We start from the raw sequence: 20,369 nt of genomic DNA, 5'->3' as shown, positions 1-20,369 counted from the left end.
GAGCACTATATGACCATTCAGCATAAAAACGCCGATAAGCGCCGCGAAATGGGGGCCGCCGCAATGCGCACCTACCCCAGTATTTCGCACGCCTGGGGGTTGAAAGAGAGCGAGGCCGCGCTGTTGTTAGGTGTCCCGGACTCCACCTACCGCCGCTGGAAGCAGTCGCCTGAGCAGGCGAGGCTTGATGCTAATCACCTGGAACGAATGTCGTTGATTCTCGGCATTTATAAAGCGCTGCATATACTGTTGCCCAGTAAAGAAGCCGCCAACAGCTGGCTTAAACGAGCCAACAGCAACCCGCTTTTTGCTGGCCACTCTCCCATGGAGCGTCTGTTAAATGGTCAGGTTTCCGATCTCTACGTTGTTCGCCAACATTTAGATGCCGCGCGTGGTGGGGGCCATGCATGACATTCCCAATAAGCAAGGTCACGTGGCACCCCAGCTATCGCATTATTCCCTCCCGCTTCCCACCCATTGATTTGTTTGAAAGCGTCAACAGCAACGCTGGTGACTGGGACTTACTCAATGAGCTGGAGGGTGAAACCTCCGCAAGGCTGCGTGAGGAAGCGGGCGCCATTCACCTGGTTCGCGATGGTGACCGTCGCTACGGACCCGGTTGGACGCCGGTCATGGCGGCCTTCTGCCACTTCCCTGCCGCAGGGTCACGCTTCACCGACGGCTCCTTTGGTGCCTACTACTGCGCGCTAACAGAAGCCACGGCCATTACTGAAACGGTTTACCACGCAGAACGCTTTATGAGTGAATCCAGTGAACCGCCCATGATGCTTCAGCAGCGTGTTTACCTGGCGGATTTGGCGGGCCAACTGATTGACTTACGCGATCAAAAAAATGCCCAAGCGCTACTCGTACCGGACAGTTGGACCGCCGGACAGACCTTTGGCCGGGAAGCCTGGGAAAAGCACTCGGATGGCATCATCTATCCCAGCGTGAGAGATCCTGGCGGCGAGTGCGCCGCTGTATTACGCCCGCCAGTCCTTTCTGCAACACGGCAAGGACGTCATCTCGGCTATGACTGGGATGGTCAGCGTATCCGCCATGTTTATGAGCTGACGGTATTGCGCTAACGATCCCAGTACGGCGGGTCGCCAATCTGTGCGGTCAAATACGTTAAAAATGTAGCCACTTTTTGTGAACGCAATCGGTTTTCAGGATAAATGGCGTGGATACCTTCACGTGTCGCTTCCCCCATGGGGTGGTAATGTTCAAGTATCGGCACCAAGGCCCCGTCACGCAGCGCGTCGAACAGCAGCCAGGTAGGAAAGAGTACAATACCCTGCCCCTGCAAGGCAGCTTCTACCAAGCTTTCTGCGTTGTTGCTATACAGGTTGCCGGTTACCGGGTAACGCTGCGCTTGCGTGCTTTCCTGGGTGAAGAAATACCATGGCTGTTCGCCACGAGTGCCTTTATAGATCAGGCAATTATGAGCGCTTAATGCTTCAGGGTGACGGGGTTCGCCGTGACGAGCGAGATAGGCAGGCGCGGCGCAGGCCACAAAGCGCTGCATGGCTAATTGACGGGCCACCAGGCTCGAATCATCAAGGGCGCCGACCCGAATCACCACATCCGCCCCCTCTTGCACCGGATCGATAAACGCATCGCTCAGCGTTAGCTCCACCTCGACAGCCGAGTTTTCGTCCTGAAAGCGGGCTAGTAAAGGCGCGATGTGCCGCCGCCCAAACGCCACCGGGGCGTTAATGCGCAATACCCCCTGTGGATACGTCGCCCCGCCAATCACCTGCTCGGTAGCTACATCCAGGCTCTCCAATACCTGGCGAATATCCTGATAGTAACGCTCACCGGCATCGGTCAGCCTTACCGCCCGTGTATGGCGGTAGAGCAACCGCTGGCCGAGCGTGCGTTCCAGCCCCGCAATGTGCCGCGAGACCGACGATGCCGGTAAATCAAAATGACGCGCGGCTTCAGCGAAGCTGCCACTTGAGGCGACACGCACGAACAGGCGAAGCGCCATCAAACGAATCGAGTTGTCCAAAATGCAATAGTCCTTTGTCTTTTTAACGCATTGTAGCAACAACACGAACTCACTAAAGTGCTGGCGCCTATTTGTCTTTTTTCTTTTCTCTGCGGAGTCACGTATGAAACACGCACTTATCCTGCTCGGCGTGCTTATCGCTGGCATGGGATTATCGGTCGAAGCGGGTTTGCTGGGGCCGCTCGGCGAGCAGGTGGGGCATTTATCCGCCACCCTGTCGATTTTCTTGGTAGGGGCGCTGCTGCTCTCGCTGGCGTTGGTGTTTTCGCCCAACCCCAAGCTGGGCACTCTCTTCCGCCAGCCTCGATGGCTGCTGACTGGCGGTATTTTAGGTCCGATTTACGTCATTGTTCTGACCCTGGCGGCGCCACTCGTGGGTATCGGTATGACCATGGTGGGCATTTTATGCGGCCAGGTCGGCGCCAGTCTTGTCATCGACCACTTTGGCTGGCTGGGCAGCGAACAGCGCAAGGTCGACGGCTACCGCATCGGCGCTCTGGTGATGATCTCCGCCGCCCTTTGGTTGATGTAACGGTTAATGTCTACAAGGAGCTAAACCATGCTACTCCCGGTTATCTTTATATTACTGCTCGGCGGCGGCGCGGTACTGGCCGCCCAATCTTCCATCAATGGTCGTCTGGGGGCTATCACAGGCGTCATCGAGAGCGCGTGGCTGACCTTTATCATGGGCGCCGTACTGACCTTTCTGCTGATGTTCTTTTTTGAGGCAGCGCATGAAGCGACGCTCTTCAGCGTGCCCAAGTGGCAGCTTACGGGGGCGCTGTTCGGCGTGGTGTATATGCTGGCGATTGTGTTTGCAGTGCCACGGGTGGGCACCGCCGCAGCGACGGTCACGGTGATTTCAGGCCAGCTGCTAATGAGCTTGTTGATCGATCACTTTGGCTGGCTGAGCAATGCTGTACGACCTCTGGATGTTTCACGCTATCTCGCCATGGTATTACTGATTGGCGCTATCGGGCTGATCTACCTGAGCCACCAGCAGCGTCATCGGCGGTTGTTACATCATCCGGGTTAGCTACCCAGATACGATTGCGGCCCGAGCGTTTGGCTTGGTAAAGCGCCTGATCGGCGTGGCACAGTATATCGTCAGCGCTCATGTTGGTCTCTGGGGGCAGCACTGCCACGCCCACGCTGACCGTTACGACCGCCTGGGGCGAGACGCCGGCATTGGGTATCTGCAGGGATTCGACGCTGCAGCGGATGCGCTCGGCAGCGGGCTCGGCAGCCTCCGGCGACGCTTCAGCCATGAGCACAACAAATTCCTCACCGCCAAACCGCACTACCAGATCGGCGCTGCGGCTATTCAGCTGCATAGCCCTGGCCACCTGACGCAAACATTCATCACCCTGGAGGTGCCCATAACGGTCGTTGTAGGCCTTGAAGTGGTCGATATCGATCACCATGAGCCCTAGCCAGGCGTTTTTATCAGCGGCCTCACGCCAGCGCGTCGCAAATTCCACATCGAATTGGCGACGGTTGGCCAGGTTCGTCAGCGGGTCGGTCAGCGACAGCTGGGAGAGCATTTCATTGTTTTTCAGGTAATGACCCGCGCGCAGCTTTTCCTGCAGTACATGCAGATAGGCAAGCCGTTCGCTGCGCTCGAGACGATAGTTGGCCACCAGCGTGAAGGCCCCATTGGCCAGAAGGGTAAAGATGGCCAGTCGCTTGACTTCCACCGGCATTGGGGCGTAGTTCACCACAAACGTCACGATAATCAAAACGCTGAGCACTGAAGACGCCAGCGCATAGCCGAAACGCAGCGAATAGACGATATTACCCACCACCAGGATGAGCCCGAAGGAGAACACATCCAGGTAGGAGTAGCGTGCGGTGGACGAGACAAGAATTACGCAGGAGATTAGCGTGGCACAGATCACCGTGCTGGCCATCAGAAGTTCGCGAGTCCGAGGCGAAACCCCGCGATACACCCACCAGAGGATAGTCAGCCCGACGGGCAACATTACCCCCGCCCGCAACGCTACCGCGGTGGTAAACGCATCGGGACGAAAACTGAAATCGTTGATCAGAAAGAGATTATAGATAAACGCCGCTATCAGCCCTGCCACCACCATGTTTCGGCTGCGCTGCCGCTGTGTATCTGCCTCGAAATGCGCTTCTATATGGTCGGCAAAGCGTAACCGCCAGGAACCTCGTCCAAGCTCGTCTTCGACGTCCTTGAGCAACGCGTCATTGACCATGCCCTCTCCTATGGCTCAACCCGCTCACCTTTTGGATCAATGCCGGGTTAGTGGGCAGACTGCTTTACTTTCAGAGTGACTATAATATGCCGCGATAGTATTAAGTTATAATGAATACGCCGACGCTGATTAAACGCGGATGACACTTTTGTATGAGACGTTCATCAGCCTCTCGGCGAAAGCATCCGCTATTGATAAGGAGAAAAGGCATGCAGCGCGAACAGGATCCCAAGACACGCGACTGGACGTTCACAATCGGACACAGGGAACTGGTAGTGCACCAACGCTATGAAGCGCTGAGCATTCTGAATGATTTCATGTTGGGGATCTGGTTCACCATCGGCAGCGTCTGCTTTTTTTACGAAGGCAGCCTCAGAACCCTGGGCGTCTGGCTGTTCGTGATCGGCAGCGTGCAGCTGCTGTTACGCCCGGCGATTCGCCTGCATCGCTATATCTACTTCAAGCAACTGCCGGATACTAATCACGATGCCTAGCCGACAAGGAAGACCGCTCAGCGCAGTTGGCTGTCTTTGCTGCCGCGACGGTTATAGCCACTGAAGGCCGACTGCTGTTTGTCCAGTTCGCTTTGACATGCCACACAGAGCCGCACACCCGGAATCGCCTTGCGCCGCGCGTCAGGGATCGGATCGCCACACTCTTCGCATACGTCAAGGCTCTCGCCACGGGGAAGCTGGCTGCGGGCGCGCTGGACCGCATCGTTCAGCGTGCTCTCCATCTGTTCTTGTTCAGCGCCGTCTTTGGCCCATCCGCCTGCCATGATTTTTTCCCTCGCTTTGGTTGATGCTCTTTTACAAGCATAGCAGCCACAACGCTTGAGGTAGCGCGGGCAACTACCTCCGGCTAGTCGGAAGGGTCGTGCCTTGTTGGGTTTTCAAGCACTTCCGGTTCTTGATACGCCTCGGGGTATTTGCGCTTGGCCCGCGCCAATCGAATGATGGTGATGATATTGGTCACTACGATGAGCGCTTCTGCCAGCGTGCCGCCTATGGTGCCAATCAGCAGGTTATTGAGCATCCACGCCAGGGCAGCCAGCCCCAGAAAGACCCGCATGCTGATGCCGCGCAGCAGGAACATGCCAACGGTTCCCAGCACCATGGCCGTCAAGGGCAGTACATCGACCCAGCTCTGCCAGGTGAGCGCCGCCGCGATACCGCTCGCTGCCAGAACACCGGCCATGACCCGTTGGCTACCCAGGTAACGGCGGGCCAGTACGATACGCACAATCACCAGCACCGTTAGCGCCGCGGCGGTCCAGCTTTGAAAAAACACAAACTGCAGGGCGAAGGCGACATTCGCCGAAATCAGTATCACGAGCAGCCGGTCATCGTGCTTGCTGGAAAACGCCACAAGACAGAGCACCAGCGCCAACAGGCCAAAAAACTGGCCTGCCAGGGCACTATGGCTAAGGTTGTCTAACATTTTACTCTCTTTAAAGATTTAACTCGGATCCATACTCGCACACATTGCCCTCTCTTCCGCACAGTCAGTGCCCTGTAAAGCGAACAGCGGGGCGCTCCAGTTAAGGAGTGTCACTTTATTGTAAGCAGATAACATTAGCTTGAATGGGTTAAAAGACTGGAGGTTTACCCATGTTGAAGCACTCACTGGCATCTATACCAGTATCTCCCCTTACTGCAGCCATTGCAGTAGCCAGTTTTTCCCTTTCATCTCAAGTAGCGGCAAGCGAAACGCTGACCCTCTACACCAGCCAGCCCAATAGCGACGCCCAACAGACCGTTGACGCCTTCGAGGCGGCCTATCCCGACATTGAAGTGGAGTGGGTGCGCGACGGTACCACGCGCTTGATGACCCGGCTACGCTCGGAGCTTTCGGCCGGGGTGAGCAACCCTGACGTGCTACTGATTGCTGACAGCATGACTATGGAGTCGCTTAAACAAGAGGGGCACTTACAGCCGTATTTAAGTGATGAGCGTAACGGGTATGACGCCGACCTGTATGACCCGGAAGGCTATTACTACGGTACCAAGCTGATCACCACCGGGATTGTCTATAACACCGGCGCCGAGCATCAGCCGCAAAGCTGGCAAGATCTGCTGGGGCCCGGCTACGAAGGGTTAGTCACTATGCCCAGCCCGCTTTACTCCGGCGCGGCGCTAATCCATATGGCAGCGATGACGGCCAACCCCGACCTCGGCATGGAATATTACGAAGCGCTTCACGAAAACCGTACCGAAGCCCAGGGCGGCAACGGGGGCGTATTTAACGCCGTGGCCACAGGCACCAAGCCCTACGGTATCGTGGTGGACTTCCTGCCAATTCGTGAAGCCGCCAAAGGCTCGCCGGTCGAGTTCGTGTTCCCTGAAGAGGGCGTGAGCGCAGTGACCGAGCCGGTCGCCATTATGGAAGGGACAGAGAATGTCGATGCTGCGCAAACGTTTGTTGATTTTGTGCTCTCCCGGCAGGGCCAGGAGTTGGTCAGCCGACAGGGCTACCTGCCTGCCCACAACGACGTTGCCCCACCCGACGGCTTCCCCGAACGCGAAAGCATTAATTTGATGCCCTTGGATACAGCCCGCGCTCTGGAACAGGCTGCAGAGCTTAAAGCGCGCTTTAGCGAGCTATTTGGCAGCTGACGATGATGCCCTGCTTGACCGATAACAGCCAGCACCGCTGGGTGCTTACCTGCCTGTTGATCGCTATTGTGTTGCTTAGCATGGCACCGAGCATTCGCCTGTTGATTGAAGCGCTGAGCGACCTTGCCCAGGGGCGCCATTCACCCCTGTGGCAGGTGCTCAATAGCGCCAGCACCTGGCGGGCTTTGTGGCATAGCCTGGCTACCTCGGGGCTCGGCATGCTCGTTGCCCTGGTGCTGGGCAGCTTGTTTGCTTTTACTATCACGCTAACCGATGTGCGTGGAAAATCGTGGCTGGTGTTCTGCTTTATGCTGCCAATGATGATTCCGCCCCAGGTTACCGCCTTGAGCTGGCTGCAGCTCTTTGGACCGGCCAGCCCGCTACTGAAAAGCATTGGCTTGGCGCCACCACTGGGCAGCCCGCAGCCGCTCTACTCCGCTGAAGGAATCGCTTTACTGCTGGGCATCCAGAGCGCTCCGCTGGTATTTCTGGCCTTGCGCACCAGCCTGCTTTCGCTGCCCCGGGAGCTTATTGAAGCCGCTCGCATTAGCGGCGCCAAACAAACCCAAGTATGGGGCCACATTATTCTACCCGTGACCCGTGGTGGCTTGATCGCCGGGGGCGCGATGGCGTTTATCTCAAGTCTCGGCAACTTCGGCATCCCCGCCATGCTGGGTATTCCCGCAGGCTATTACGTGCTGCCCACACTGATCTACCAGCGTATGGCCAACTTTGGCACCGGGGTGTTGGCAGAGATGGCTGCGCTCTCCTTGCTGATTGGTTTACTGGCATTGGCTGGGGTGGCGTTGCAGCAGCAATTGATGAATCGCAGCCGCTTCGGGCTGGGCGGCCATAGTGGGCGCTCCCATGATTTCACCCTGGGAAGTTGGCGCTCGCTGGTGACCGCCACGCTCGTCGGGATCTTACTGATTATTCTGGTCGCGCCGCTGCTTGCCCTGATCATCAGTTCGCTGGTGCCTGCCATGGGCGTGCCGTTGAACGCAGAGACCATCACCTTGAGCGCTTACGCTGAAGTGGTAGGTCGCCAAGGCGCCACATGGCGGGCGGTGACTAACAGCCTGTGGCTGGCGGGTAGCGCGGCGGTGGTGCTCATGCTGCTCAGTCTGCCCTTGGCTTACCGGCTGCAGCGCCTGCCGGAACGCTGGCAAGGCGCCGTACTCAGTGCCATCGAGATTCCCTATGCGCTGCCTGGCGTGGTCTTGGCCATTGCCTGCATCCTGCTATTTGTTCGCCCACTGCCAATTATCAATGTGGCGCTCTACGGCACTCTGGGGCTGATTTTTATCGCTTACCTGGCGCGCTTTCTGGTGGTCTGTGTCAAGCCTGTTGCGGCCAGCCTGGCGCAGTTGGACCCTTCGCTTGAAGAGGCGGCACAGCTCGCGGGGGCAGGCCCTTGGCGGCGCCTGGGCAGCATTATTTTACCCCTGGTCGCACCCGCGCTGTTTGCAGGCGGCCTGCTGGTGTTTCTGCTGGCAGTCAACGAACTGACCGTGTCCGCGCTGCTATGGAGCGCCGGCAATGAAACCCTAGGCGTGCTGATTTTCAACCTCGACGAAGGCGGAGAAAGCGTGCTGGCCTCCGCGGTGTCAGTGCTGGTGGTCATCATGGTGGCCTCGCTGATGCTGACGCTCAGTTTGCTGGCACCGCGACTACCTAAAGGAGTCATCCCATGGCAGGGCTAGACATTGATCAGGTGACCAAACGTTTTGGCGAACACACCGCCGTGGATCGGCTTTCGCTGGAGATTAACCCAGGCGAGTTTGTTGCCCTGCTCGGCCCCAGCGGCTGTGGAAAAACCACCATGCTGCGCATGCTGGCGGGTTTTGAAACCATCGACGAGGGTACAATTCAGTTAGCCAACCGCACCCTGGCCAGCGCCGATACCCATGTACCCCCTGAGCAACGCAATATGGCCATGGTCTTTCAGTCCTACGCCCTGTGGCCGCATATGAATGTCGCGGACAACGTCGGCTACCCGCTTAAACTACGCGGTCTGCGCGGGCCTGCGTATCATCAAGCGGTGCAAAAAGCCCTGGCCCTGGTGGAGCTCGGCGCCTACGCTGAGCGCACTCCGCAAGTCCTCAGCGGCGGCCAGCGGCAGCGTGTCGCTCTTGCTCGTTGCCTGGTCAGCGATCCCTCGGTGGTGCTACTGGATGAGCCGCTGGCCAATCTTGACCGCCACCTGCGCGCCACCATGGAGAACAGCTTCCGCGATTTTCACCAGCGCACTGGCGCCACACTGGTCTACGTCACCCACGACCAATCCGAGGCCATGGCGCTAGCAGACAAAATCGCCGTCATGAAAGCGGGAAAACTGCTGCAGTGGGGCACCCCGGAAGCATTGTACCGGCAGCCACGCACCACCTGGGTAGCGGGTTTCATCGGTCAGGGCAGTCAATTGAAAGTCGCTGCCGGTCGTCCAGGCGAGCAACTGGATGGCACCCGCCTTATGTGCGGGCTCAATGCTGTTGAGGCTGAGCGCACTCAAAGCGTGCTGGTGCGCCCTGAGCATATTCAGACGTCGATGCAACCGTCTGGCCATCACCAGCTCACAGCCAAGGTAGAAAACGTCATTTTCCGCGGCGAACGCTACGAACTGAATTTACGCCTGCCCAACGGTGAGACGTTGCTGACCTACCATTATGTCGCGCCTACGCTAGGCAGTCAGGTCGGCGTCAGCCTTCAGCAGGGTTGGTGCCTGGAGCCCGACCAATGAGTATCAATATCGGGATTTTCAGTGATTTAGGTGACGAACAGCTGCATGGCGCCCCAAGCAGCCCAAGCGCCAATTCCCAGCAGCTCGCCAAACGCCTTGAGGATCACCGCGTAGCATTTGCCAACCGGGCTCGGTACTGCCACACCAGCACCATCACGGGCACCAGCGCGACAGGCATCAACAGCAGGTTGAGCATTGCCCAGCCCAGGTTGCTGACCAAGGGCCCCGCCATCAGTGCCGTGGTAGCGGCGGTGCCAAACACCAGAAACTCGTTGGCGGCCTGGGTACGGGCTTTATCCACCGGCCGGTAGCTTTCGGTGAGCAGCCCGGTGGCGGGCAGGAACGTAAAGTTCCACCCCAGTCCCAGCAGCATCAGCGCCACGTTGAAACCGGCAAGACCGATACCCAACTGGGCGACCAGTGCGCTTGCCAACAATAGCAGGCAGCCTACCACGATGATCCGTTTGGCACCGAAGCGAGTGGCCAAGTGGCCCGTAAAGAACGAAGGCAAGAACATGGCCACCACGTGCCACTGAATGGTCATCGAGACGTGGTTGAAGTCGTGCCCCGCTCCCGCCATGGCGAGCGGCGTTGCGGTCATGGCCAGATTCATCACGCCGTAACCGACTATCGCCGCGCTCACCGCCACAATAAATCCGGGCTGGCGGAGTATCCTGCCCATCGGCAAGGCGGTGCCTTCACCGTGGGTGCGCGAAGCGGGCGGTAATTGCGTCAGGATCAGCACCACCAACGCCAGGGCGTAGATAGCGGCCAGACCGGCAAAGCTGCCCAGAAACGGCACCTCACCCAGTTCCCGGCTGACTCTTGCCAGCCACGGCCCGGCAAACGCGGCTAGTACACCGCCGCCCATCACCAAGCCAATCGCCCGATCACGCAGGTGCGCGGGCGCCGCCTCCACGGCGGCAAAGCGATACAGCTGACCAAAGCCAATGCCGATGCCGATCAACCAGGTCGCCAGCAAGAACAGCCCAAAGTGTTCGCTCATCAACGCTTGAACGGCCACCAGCGCGCCCACCAATCCCACTATGTTGCCCAGAATGAACCCACGCTTGCGGCCCAGCCTGGCCATGATCAGCGAGGCGGGAATCGTCGCGCACATCAATCCCAGCCACTGGGTGGCGACCGGGGCAGTGGACAATGACGCGCTGGGCGCCAGAGACGCCCCGATCAGCGGCGAAACGGCAATCAGCAGGACATTACCGGTGACCAGCAACGCCTGGCAGAGCGATAAGAGAGTGACGGTTAAAGGCATGAGTGATGCTCCAGGGTGGAATCCGCATGGGAAGACGCAAAGCGTTGGCGATAGACCGAGGGTGAAACGCCGTAGTAGCGCTGGAACTGGCGGCGCAGCTGCTCGGCACCGCCCAGCCGCCAGCGCTGCGCCAGACGCTCAAGGGATAACGGCCCGCGCTCGTCGAGCAGCGCCAGGCGCGCTTGCTCCAGGCGTAATTGCGTCAGGTACGCCACTGGCGTGACCTGCAAGTGCCGCTTAAACAGCCGAGTGAGATGACGGGGCGTCACCGCCATCACGTCGGCCATACGCTCAAGGGAGTAGTCGGCAGCGGGATCCGCATGCAACTGATCGATCAGGCGCCGCAGCGGGCCGGCCCCCTGCTGGTGGCGCAGCGCTTCGCTGAACTGCGATTGCCCGCCGGGGCGGTGCAGAAATACCACCAGCTCGCGGGCCACGCGGCCTGCCAATGCCGCCCCGTGATCCGCTTCCACTAACGAAAGTGCCAAATCAATACCTGCGGTGATGCCAGCACTGGTGTAGCGGCCACGGCTTTCGATATACAACGCATCCGGTTCGACGCTCAGCGCGGGGTATTCATCAGCCAGCTGCTGGGCGTGGCGCCAGTGGGTCGTCACACGGCAGCCATCCAGCAGCCCAGCGGCGGCTAACAAGAACGCCCCGGAGCAGATAGACCCAAGCCGCCTGACCTCAGGCGCAACCCCACACAGCACTTCTTTCACAGCGGCGATGTCACGCTGCTGCATCACGCCACTGCCGCCCGCGACCAGAAGCGTATCCAGAGGCAGCAAATGCTTGAGCTGACGGTAGGTATACGTGGCGTGCACCGCCAAGCCGCCGTTGGTGGCGATCGGGCCGATAGCATCGGCGACAAGCGTTAACTGATACAGCGGGTGGGGGCTCAACGCATTGGCGCTGGCAAACACCTGCCAGGGGCCGCTGACATCCAGCAGTTGGCAGTCGGGGTAGGCAAGTAGGGCAACATGGCGCGTCACAGTCTCTCTCCGCGATATTCAAGCGATAGAGAGAGTGTCGGCGCTGCGCCTCATGTCGGCAAGGACCATTACCCCACCGATAAAGACATTGATACTTCAGCCCGTTTGCGAGGTAGGCGCTTCCATCCTTCTTACGCTGGACACAAAGTCGCTGAAACGCTCGCCCTGGATGAGCACGTGGTCGCTGAGCGCTTGCTGAGCGCCCTGCGCATCGCCGCGTTCAATGGCGTCAAAGATCGTCTGGTGCTCGCTTAGCGAATTGTGCATGCGCTGGCGAACCTGTAGCTGAAGCCGCCGGTAGGGCTTCAGGCGCTGCTTGAGCTGGCGCGCCTCGCTGGCCAGAAAGGTGTTGTGGCTCGCCGTGTAGATACAGTCGTGGAAGCCTTCGTTCTCGTAGTAATACTCATCGGTGTCCCCCGCCAGGGCCGCCGCTTCGCAGCGTTGATGCGCCTCGCGCAGGGCAGACAATTCCTGCTCTGTAATGCGCCGTGCGGCCAGCCGACCGCACATGCCCTCGAGCTCGGCCATGACCTCAAACATCTCGATCAGTTGGTCGATGCCTACCCTGGCAACGAAGGTGCCCTTTTTGGGAGAAACCGTCACCAGACCACTGGCCACCAGCTGCTGAATCGCCTCGCGCACCGGCGTACGCGACACGCTGAACTGCTGGCCTAGCGTTTCGGGGTCGAGCCGCTCGCCCGGCGAACGGCGTCCGTTAATGATGTCGTCTTCCAATGAATCCTTGAGCCGCTGAGCGTTGGAGCGTTTCGAACCTGGCATGCGTCACCCCCTTTTTGGCAGCGCTAAATCATACAGAAAGAATATGTCATAAAGTTGACATTAGCATACACAACGCCTATTGATGTATATATCAGCTCGACTGATGAATACATAAAGCCAATCCAAGATCACAACAACAACCGTTGGAGACGCCACATGCAACGTAACCACCTAGTCACTGCCGCCGCTTTAGGACTGGCAATCGCCGCTTCGCACGCCTCAGCAAATACCGTACTGCGCGCTTCCCACCAGTTTCCTGGCGGCCAGGGCGATGTACGCGACGAAATGGTCCAGATGATGGCCGAAGAAGTGGCCAACGCCGACGTGGGCCTTGAAATAGAAGTCTATCCGGGTCAATCGCTGTTCAAGGCGCGGGAACAATGGGGCGCGCTGGCACGGGGGCGGCTGGATATCACCGCCCTGCCGCTGGACTATGCCAGCGGCCGTCACCCGGAGTTTTCCGCCACCTTGATGCCCGGCCTCGTGCGCAACCACGAGCACGCCCAGCGTCTTAACGACTCTGAATACATGGACATGATCAAGGATGTCATTCAGGAAGGCGGCGCGCGCGTGCTGGCCGATGCCTGGCTGTCAGGCGGTTTTGCATCCAGCGAGCAGTGCATTACCTCGCCAGACACCGTCGATGGTCAGGTCTTCCGTGCCGCAGGCCCGGCGTTCGAAGAAATGCTTGAAGCCGCCGGGGCGTCTATCGCGTCCATGCCGTCATCGGAAATCTACACCGCCATGCAAACCGGCGTCCTCGACGCTGCCAATACGTCGTCGATGTCGTTCGTGTCCTACCGCCTTTACGAACAGGTTGACTGCCTGACCCAACCCGGCGACTACGCCTTGTGGTTCATGTATGAGCCGATCCTAATTTCAGAACAGGTCTGGCAGGGGCTCAATGAAGAGCAGCAGACAGCCCTCATGGCGGCGGGCGAAAAAGCCGAGGCGTTCTTTGCGGAAGAAGCGGCCGCCATTGACCAGCAGATGGTCGATGTCTATGAAGAAAACGACGTCGAGGTCGTCAAAATGACCGAAGACGACTACAACGCCTGGCTCGAGATCGCCCGCGAAACCTCCTACAAGAACTTTGCCGAGAATGTCCCTAACGGCCAAGCCATCATCGATGCGGCACTCGCCGTGGAGTAAGTCACTGCCACGATCAAGCGTGCCGGCCATCCTCCGGGCAGCCGACACGCTTCGCTGCTTACCCGCTTGATGAACCTAGCTGATGAGGGACTTATGTCGATAACAACACACACCTCGGCAACACGCAGCGGCCTGATGGGTGGCTATATTCGGGCAATGGATCGACTATCGCGCGTTTCGGCCTATATCGCCTGCGCCATGTTCATTGGCGGGGTGCTGGTCATCTGTCAGATGGTATTTACTCGCTATGTGCTCGGCTGGAGCACCAGTTGGCAAACCGAGTTCACGATTTTCTCCGTCACCGGCGCCATGCTGATGGGCAGCCCCTACGTGCTGATGACCGGCGGCCATGTGGCCATCACTATTTTGCCTGATGCCATTGGGGGAATCGGCCGCAAAGTGATGCTGACCCTCGCTTCGCTGTTTGGCTTTGCCTTCTGCGCCGCGCTCGCCTATGCCAGTTGGGTCTACGTATTTGAGGCCCTCCATGGTGAGTGGACCACCGGCTCAGTCTGGAACCCACCGCTGTGGCCCGCGCTCCTGCCGATGGCGGTTGGCACAACCTTGCTGGCTTTCCAGTACGTCGCCGATATGCTGCGTGGGGAGGGCTGACCATGGATCCGATTACACTGGGCATTATCGTCGCCGTGGGCCTGATCTTCATGATGGCCATCGGCACGCCTATTGCTTTCGCGCTGGGGGGTGTCTCGCTGCTCGCGCTACTTTACGACCGCGGGCTAGCAGAACTCACCTACTTTGGTGAAACGTTTTTTGACCGGATTGCCGAATTCGGCTTTGTGGCCATTCCCATGTTCATTCTGATGGGGGCGGCCGTTGCGTCCTCGCCTACCGGGCGTGACCTTTACCGCTCGCTGGACTTATGGATGGGCAGGTTACCGGCGGGCCTTGCGGTATCCAACATCGGCGCCTGCTCAATTTTCGCCGCACTTTCGGGTTCCTCCCCCGCGACCTGTGCGGCCATCGGCAAAATGGGCATTCCGGAAATGCGCACGCGGGGCTACCCCGACGGCGTTGCGGCCGGCTGTATTGCCGCAGGTGGCACACTGGGCATCTTGATTCCGCCTTCCGTGACAATGATCATTTACGGCATTTCCACCGAAACCTCCATCGGTCGGCTGTTCATTGCCGGTGTGATACCCGGCTTCATGCTCGCCGGGCTGTTCATGGTTTGGACGATCATCGCCTGCAAGCTGGCGGGCGGTTACGCCAATCCTCTGGCAGCATCTGCTGAGAAGCTCAAAACCACCGTTCAGCAGAATGTCGACAGTAACCTGAAAGCCGTAGTGCGCGTCCTGCCCTTCCTCGGGGTGGTGGCGGGCATCCTGTTCGCGCTGTACGGTGGCGTCGCCACACCATCAGAAGCGGCAGGCGTGGGGGCGTTTTTATGCCTGATGCTGGCCATCCTGATCTACCGCATGTGGCAGATCGGGCCGATCAAGCTGATCATGCGCGACTCGCTGCGCGAAAGCGTGATGATCATGCTGGTCATCGCCTGCGCCGAGGTGTTCGCCTATGCACTGTCGTCGATGTTCATTACCCAGACCGTGGCGGCCGCTATTGCCGATATGGACGTCAACCGCTGGGTGCTGATGGGGGTCATCAACGTCTTTCTGCTGGTCGCGGGTTTCTTCCTGCCGCCGGTGGCTGTGATTGTCATGACCGCGCCGATTTTGCTGCCGATCATCCTGGCGGCAAACTTTGATCCTTACTGGTTCGCGGTGGTTCTCACCATCAACCTGGAAATCGGTCTTATCACCCCGCCGGTCGGTCTCAACCTGTTCATTATCAAGGGCATTGCGCCGGATATTTCGCTGCGCGACATCTTGCTGGGTAGCCTGCCCTATGCGCTGTGCATGGTGCTGGCCATTCTGTTGCTGTGCCTGTTCCCGGGCCTGGCCCTGTGGCTGCCCAACCTGATCATGGGCTAAAAGGAGTAAGACCATGAACATGATGTTTCTTCAGGAACTGTTCAACAACATTACCCAGCGCGATGCGCTGCTGCGGCGGCGTCAATCTGTCGCCTCAGCGGTGGACCATACGCACCTGGTCAAGGCCTGCCAGGCGCTACTGGAAAGCGACGGCGAGGCCTCGAGCATTGCCCTGGCCAGCCGTGCCCTGGCGGTTTATCGACGCCTCTCGCAGGATGAGAAACTACGTTTTTTCAAACGCCTCGCCGAAGACTTCGCTGCCGAGCCCGAGCACATTGACAGCGCTTACGCCGCCTATCGCGACGCGCGGGATAACCGCACCCTGCAACAGCTTTTTGAGGCTTGCGAGCCGCTTCGCCAGGAACTGTTCCGGCGTCTGAACTTTGCCAGCGACGGCACCTATGAGCTGGTCAACATGCGCAAGGACCTGCTCGCCCTCCTGCGCGATCAGCCCGAGCTTGCGCCTATCGATGACGACTTTGCCCACCTGTTCGGCTCCTGGTTCAACCGCGGATTCTTGATGCTCAAGCGCATCGACTGGAATACACCCGCGTCGATTCTCGAGAAAATCATCCGCTACGAAGCGGTGCATGAAATTCAGGATTGGGACGACCTGCGCCGCCGTCTGGACGCCCGCGATCGCCGCTGCTTTGCGTTCTTCCACCCCGCCATCGGCGATGAACCGCTGATCTTTGTGGAAGTGGCGCTGCATAAAGGCCTGCCCAGCCGCATCCAACCGATCCTGTCGGGTTCAGAAGGTGGCATTGAAGACCCCGAAGACGCCGACAGCGCTGCCTTCTTCGGTATCAGCAACTGCCAAACCGGCCTGCGCGGTATTTCGTTTGGCAACTTTCTGATCAAGCAGGTGGTACAGGAGCTTTCCCAGGAGCTTCCCCAGTTGAAGTACTTCGTGACGCTTTCACCGGTGCCTGGCTTTGCCCAATGGCTCAACGAACAGCGCCAGAACGACCATTGGCCGACCAGCGTCCGCGACACCCTGGCAGAACTGGACACGCCGGGATGGCACCAGGATAAACAGCGTCAGGAGCGACTCAAGGCAACGCTGCAACCGCTCGCTGCCCACTACCTGATCGACGAAAAAAACCGCCACGGTTTACCGCTTAACCCCGTTGCCCGCTTCCACCTGGGCAATGGCGCCAAGCTTCAGCGTATCAACTGGCTCGGCGACACGTCTGACAAGGGTATCAAGCAAGCCGCTGGGCTGATGGTCAACTACCTTTACGTGCTGGATGACATTGAGCGTAACCACGAAAATTATACCGCCAAGGGCACCATTGCCTGCTCGAGCGACGTGCGCGACCTCGCCAAACGGTCGCGCAAGCTGGCCAAGGGAGAACCTGCCAAATGAACCACAATATGTTTGCCACCTTTGCCACACGAATGCACAAGCGCGGGGACGCCGACTTTATTACCACCCGTGAAGGTCGCCGCTACTCCTACGCGGATGCACTGACCCAGAGCGCCCGCCTGGCCGGCGCCTTAACCGCTCTCGGCGTTCGTCAGGGCGACCGCGTGGCGGTCCAGGTGGATAAAAGCCCGGAAGCCATTCTGCTTTACCTTGCCTGCCTGCGCATGGGCGGGGTCTATTTGCCCCTGAACACCGGTTACACTGGCGATGAAATCCGCTATTTTTTGAGCGATGCCGAGCCCGCGCTGTTTGTCTGCCGACCTGCCGATGTCGACGAGGCCCGCCGCATTGCCAGCGATACCGGCTGCCCGGCGGTTGTCACTCTGGGCAGCGCAGCCGACGGCAGCCTGATGGACGAGGCCGCGGATGCCAATCCCCATGAAGACATCGCCGAGCTTGGTGACCGCGACCTGGCGGCGATTCTATACACCTCGGGCACTACCGGGCGCTCCAAGGGCGCCATGCTGACCCACCAGAACCTGGCCTCCAACGCCGCAACCCTGGTCGAGGCCTGGCACTTCAGCGCCGAGGATCGCCTGATCCACGCGCTGCCGATTTTTCATACCCACGGGCTTTTTGTCGCGTGCAACGTCACCCTGATGGCCGGTGCCAGCATGTTGTTCCTGCCCAAATTCGACGCCGACGTGATTTTCGAGGAACTGCCCCACGGCAGCGTGATGATGGGCGTGCCCACCTTCTACACACGCTTGGTTCAGGACCCGCGCCTGACGCCTGAGGTTACCGCCAACATGCGGCTGTTTGTGTCGGGCTCTGCCCCGCTGACCGCCGAGACCCACGAGGCCTTCGAGGCCAAGACCGGGCATGCCATTCTTGAGCGCTACGGCATGACCGAAACCAACATGAACATCTCCAACCCCTACCACGGGGCGCGTCGTGCGGGCACCGTGGGCATGCCGCTGCCCGGCGTGGAAATGCGTATCACCGACAGGGAAACCGGCGATGAGGTCGCCCCCGGCGAGATCGGCATGCTGCAGATTCGTGGGCCCAATGTGTTTATCGGCTACTGGCGAATGCCAGAAAAAACCCGCGAGGAGTTGCTTGAAGACGGCTTTTTCATCACCGGCGATCTTGCCCAGGTGGACGAGCAGGGCTATGTGCATATCGTTGGTCGGGATAAGGACCTGGTGATTTCGGGGGGCTACAACGTCTATCCCAAGGAAATAGAACAGGTCATCGACGAACTGGAGGGAGTGTCCGAGTCTGCTGTTATCGGCCTGCCCCACCCGGACTTTGGCGAGGGCGTCACCGCCGCCGTGGTCACCCAGCCGGGAGCCAACCTCGACGAAACCATGATCCTCGACCACCTGCAGGGCAAGCTTGCCAAGTACAAGCAGCCCAAGCGCGTGTTCTTCATCGATACCCTGCCGCGCAACACCATGGGTAAGGTGCAAAAAAACGAGCTACGCAAACGCTTCCACGACACCTATCAGTCCGCGTAAATTGCAACGCAAACGCCCCATGCCAGATCAATGGTCATGGGGCGTTAAGCGGTCGCAGGTTAGCTGCCCGTCACATGAATTATCCGGCGAACGCCGCGTACATGATGACCACCAGTATCACCAGCACGATACCGGTAGGCACCGCACCCTTCCACGGCGTAAGGTCAACATCGCCAGAATGTTCCTGAACCCAGTCGGTCTCGCGGGGACGCAGCTTGCCAATCAACAGCATCATCGCCACCAACAGCACGAATACCGCCGCGACAAAATGGAACTCGTGCATGACGGCCGGTAACTTGTCGAAGGGCGGCACAAAATAGCCCGCGGCAATCAGCAAACAGCCACCCACCAGGCCGATTTTGGCCGCCATCGGCGGCACGCGCTTGGTCAACAGCCCCACCAGCACCACCGCCAGAATCGGGATGAAGTAAATCGCGTTCATCTTCTGCAGATAGCCGAACAGGCTCTCCTGACCGGCAAGCAACGGCGCAATGGTCATGGTCGTAATGGCCATGATCCAGCCAAACACCTTGCCCGACTTCACCACCTGCTCTTCAGTGGCGTCTTTTTTGAGTACTTGCTTGTAGATACCCAAGCTGAAGATGGTCGTCGTGCTGTTCAGCGCGGAGTTGAACGACGACAGAATCGCCCCGACCATGACCGCGGCAAAGAAACCGGTGAGGTACGGCGGCAGCACATTAAACACTAGGTGGCCGTAAGCTTCATCGGCGCGAATGCCATCATCGGCGTACAGGTGATAGGCGATGATCCCTGGCAGCACCAGATAAAGCGGGCCCAGCAGCTTGAAGAAGCCGGTCAGCAGTACGCCCTTCTGGCCTTCCGCGAGGTTTTTAGCGGCAAAGGTCCGCTGGATGATCTGCTGGTTGGTCGTCCAGTAGAACAGGTTGATCAGGAAGACACCGGTGAACAGCGTAAAGAACGGCACCTGTTGATCACTACCGCCGATCGAGTTGAGCTTGTCGGGATTGCTGGTCTTCAGTGTATTCCAGCCTTCCATGATGCCGTCACCACCGCTGACGGCTTGCAGGCCGAAGTAGACGATCACAAAGCCACCAATCAGCAGACCGACGCCGTTAAGGGTGTCGGACACCGCGACCGTGCGTAACCCGCCGAACAGCGCATAGATGGCGCCCACAATCCCCACGACCCATACCGTCAGCCAGAGTAGCGTGGTCGGTGATTCGATACCGGTCAGCGCGGGCAGGTCGAGCATACCCTGCAGCCCTACCGCACCGGAGTAGAGAATGATCGGCAGCAAAATCACCGCGTAGGCAATCAGGAAGATCACGTTGGCGATCAGTTGCGTGCCTTTATCGAAGCGGATCAACAGCAGTTGCGGCAGGGTCGCAATACCACTTTTCAGGAAACGCGGCAGGAAGAACAGCGCCAGCGCCACCAGGGCAATGACGGCCACCACTTCCCAGGCCATCACGCTCAGGCCATCACTGAAGGCTGAACCGTTCAGGCCCACCATCTGCTCGGTGGACAGGTTGGTCATCAACAGCGACCCGGCAATGAGAGGGAACGTCAGCGTTCGCCCTGCCAGGAAATAACCGCTGGTGCTGCTGTGATCATCCCGTCGCGTAATGCGCCAGGTGATGAAGGCCACTAGGCAAGTGAAGAATAGAAATGACGCCAGGGTGAGGGCATGCATAAGAACATCCTTCGGGGCGGTCGCGCATGCTCGCGTGGAACACAAAACATCAGCGCAGTGGATTTAGGTAA

At 59.0% G+C, this 20,369-nt stretch carries 21 protein-coding genes; 13 read left to right on the top strand and 8 right to left on the bottom strand.

What is annotated here, in order from left to right; genetic code table 11:
• Positions 1-9 precede the first annotated feature (9 nt).
• Positions 10-411, top strand: coding sequence for an MbcA/ParS/Xre antitoxin family protein (locus ADS46_RS01105; protein ID WP_066315080.1), 402 nt, complete (start codon positions 10-12; stop codon positions 409-411).
• Positions 408-1,088, top strand: coding sequence for an RES family NAD+ phosphorylase (locus ADS46_RS01100; RefSeq protein WP_066315079.1), 681 nt, complete (start codon positions 408-410; stop codon positions 1,086-1,088). The genes ADS46_RS01105 and ADS46_RS01100 overlap by 4 nt, the downstream gene beginning before the upstream one ends.
• Here ADS46_RS01100 and ADS46_RS01095 read toward each other — a convergent pair.
• Positions 1,085-2,014: a LysR family transcriptional regulator gene (locus ADS46_RS01095; protein ID WP_066315077.1), complete on the bottom strand. Its 930-nt coding sequence runs from the start codon at positions 2,012-2,014 to the stop codon at positions 1,085-1,087. The genes ADS46_RS01100 and ADS46_RS01095 overlap by 4 nt on opposite strands.
• A gap of 103 nt (positions 2,015-2,117) precedes the next feature.
• On the opposite strand from ADS46_RS01095, the gene ADS46_RS01090 reads away from it, so the two are divergent.
• Both ADS46_RS01090 and ADS46_RS01085 read left to right on the top strand, forming a co-directional pair.
• The gene (locus ADS46_RS01090; protein ID WP_066315074.1) at positions 2,118-2,546 is read left to right on the top strand and encodes a DMT family transporter; all 429 of its coding nucleotides are present in this window, start codon (positions 2,118-2,120) and stop codon (positions 2,544-2,546) included.
• 27 nt (positions 2,547-2,573) lie between these two features.
• Positions 2,574-3,050, top strand: a complete 477-nt coding sequence (locus tag ADS46_RS01085) for a DMT family transporter (RefSeq protein WP_066315071.1) — start codon at positions 2,574-2,576, stop codon at positions 3,048-3,050.
• On the opposite strand, the gene ADS46_RS01080 is transcribed toward ADS46_RS01085, so the two are convergent.
• Entirely contained in the window at positions 2,986-4,233 is a 1,248-nt protein-coding gene (locus ADS46_RS01080; RefSeq protein WP_066315069.1) for a GGDEF domain-containing protein, read from the bottom strand. The two genes, ADS46_RS01085 and ADS46_RS01080, sit on opposite strands and share 65 nt — an antisense overlap.
• Positions 4,234-4,442: 209 nt before the next feature.
• On the opposite strand from ADS46_RS01080, the gene ADS46_RS01075 reads away from it, so the two are divergent.
• A complete protein-coding gene (locus ADS46_RS01075; RefSeq protein ID WP_066315066.1) occupies positions 4,443-4,727 on the top strand; it encodes a YrhK family protein in 285 nt (94 codons plus the stop codon).
• Between the two features lie 17 nt (positions 4,728-4,744).
• On the opposite strand, the gene ADS46_RS01070 is transcribed toward ADS46_RS01075, so the two are convergent.
• The gene (locus ADS46_RS01070; RefSeq protein ID WP_066315064.1) at positions 4,745-5,011 is read right to left on the bottom strand and encodes a DksA/TraR family C4-type zinc finger protein; all 267 of its coding nucleotides are present in this window, start codon (positions 5,009-5,011) and stop codon (positions 4,745-4,747) included.
• 83 nt (positions 5,012-5,094) lie between these two features.
• A complete protein-coding gene (locus ADS46_RS01065; RefSeq protein WP_066315062.1) occupies positions 5,095-5,673 on the bottom strand; it encodes a YgjV family protein in 579 nt (192 codons plus the stop codon).
• 170 nt (positions 5,674-5,843) lie between these two features.
• Between ADS46_RS01065 and ADS46_RS01060 the strand changes: the two genes are divergently transcribed.
• The 3 genes from ADS46_RS01060 to ADS46_RS01050 are packed head-to-tail and all read left to right on the top strand — an operon-like array spanning position 5,844 to position 9,585.
• Positions 5,844-6,848, top strand: a complete 1,005-nt coding sequence (locus tag ADS46_RS01060) for an ABC transporter substrate-binding protein (RefSeq protein WP_066315060.1) — start codon at positions 5,844-5,846, stop codon at positions 6,846-6,848.
• Between the two features lie 2 nt (positions 6,849-6,850).
• Positions 6,851-8,551: an ABC transporter permease gene (locus tag ADS46_RS01055; protein WP_066315058.1), complete on the top strand. Its 1,701-nt coding sequence runs from the start codon at positions 6,851-6,853 to the stop codon at positions 8,549-8,551.
• Positions 8,539-9,585, top strand: coding sequence for an ABC transporter ATP-binding protein (locus tag ADS46_RS01050; protein WP_066315055.1), 1,047 nt, complete (start codon positions 8,539-8,541; stop codon positions 9,583-9,585). The genes ADS46_RS01055 and ADS46_RS01050 overlap by 13 nt, the downstream gene beginning before the upstream one ends.
• A gap of 103 nt (positions 9,586-9,688) precedes the next feature.
• On the opposite strand, the gene ADS46_RS01045 is transcribed toward ADS46_RS01050, so the two are convergent.
• From ADS46_RS01045 to ADS46_RS01035, 3 genes are all read right to left on the bottom strand, one after another.
• Positions 9,689-10,858, bottom strand: coding sequence for an MFS transporter (locus ADS46_RS01045; protein ID WP_066315053.1), 1,170 nt, complete (start codon positions 10,856-10,858; stop codon positions 9,689-9,691).
• Positions 10,849-11,853, bottom strand: a complete 1,005-nt coding sequence (locus ADS46_RS01040) for a GlxA family transcriptional regulator (RefSeq protein ID WP_066315052.1) — start codon at positions 11,851-11,853, stop codon at positions 10,849-10,851. The genes ADS46_RS01045 and ADS46_RS01040 overlap by 10 nt, the downstream gene beginning before the upstream one ends.
• A 96-nt stretch (positions 11,854-11,949) precedes the next feature.
• Complete coding sequence (locus ADS46_RS01035; RefSeq protein ID WP_066315050.1) at positions 11,950-12,633, bottom strand: GntR family transcriptional regulator; 684 nt, start codon at positions 12,631-12,633, stop codon at positions 11,950-11,952.
• Positions 12,634-12,789: 156 nt separating this feature from the next.
• Here ADS46_RS01035 and dctP point away from each other — a divergent pair, with 156 nt between their 5' ends.
• From dctP to ADS46_RS01010, 5 genes are all read left to right on the top strand, one after another.
• Positions 12,790-13,785 (top strand): TRAP transporter substrate-binding protein DctP, encoded by a 996-nt coding sequence (dctP, locus tag ADS46_RS01030; protein ID WP_066315048.1) that lies wholly within the window; start codon positions 12,790-12,792, stop codon positions 13,783-13,785.
• A gap of 93 nt (positions 13,786-13,878) precedes the next feature.
• Positions 13,879-14,397 carry a TRAP transporter small permease subunit gene (locus tag ADS46_RS01025; RefSeq protein WP_082925924.1) on the top strand — a complete coding sequence of 173 codons (519 nt, stop codon included), beginning with the start codon at positions 13,879-13,881 and terminating at the stop codon, positions 14,395-14,397.
• Positions 14,398-14,399: 2 nt separating this feature from the next.
• Positions 14,400-15,734 carry a TRAP transporter large permease gene (locus ADS46_RS01020; RefSeq protein WP_066315045.1) on the top strand — a complete coding sequence of 445 codons (1,335 nt, stop codon included), beginning with the start codon at positions 14,400-14,402 and terminating at the stop codon, positions 15,732-15,734.
• Positions 15,735-15,747: 13 nt separating this feature from the next.
• Positions 15,748-17,103: a malonyl-CoA decarboxylase gene (locus ADS46_RS01015; RefSeq protein WP_066315044.1), complete on the top strand. Its 1,356-nt coding sequence runs from the start codon at positions 15,748-15,750 to the stop codon at positions 17,101-17,103.
• On the top strand, positions 17,100-18,623 hold the full coding sequence (locus ADS46_RS01010; protein ID WP_066315042.1) for a malonate--CoA ligase: 1,524 nt from the start codon (positions 17,100-17,102) through the stop codon (positions 18,621-18,623). The genes ADS46_RS01015 and ADS46_RS01010 overlap by 4 nt, the downstream gene beginning before the upstream one ends.
• Before the next feature lie 79 nt (positions 18,624-18,702).
• On the opposite strand, the gene ADS46_RS01005 is transcribed toward ADS46_RS01010, so the two are convergent.
• Positions 18,703-20,298, bottom strand: a complete 1,596-nt coding sequence (locus ADS46_RS01005; RefSeq protein ID WP_066315041.1) for a solute:sodium symporter family transporter — start codon at positions 20,296-20,298, stop codon at positions 18,703-18,705.
• Positions 20,299-20,369 lie beyond the last annotated feature (71 nt).

Origin of the sequence: Halomonas sp. G11 (assembly GCF_001663515.1) — a bacterium.
Lineage (GTDB): Bacteria > Pseudomonadota > Gammaproteobacteria > Pseudomonadales > Halomonadaceae > Vreelandella.
This window is presented reverse-complemented; position numbering and strand designations above follow the sequence as displayed.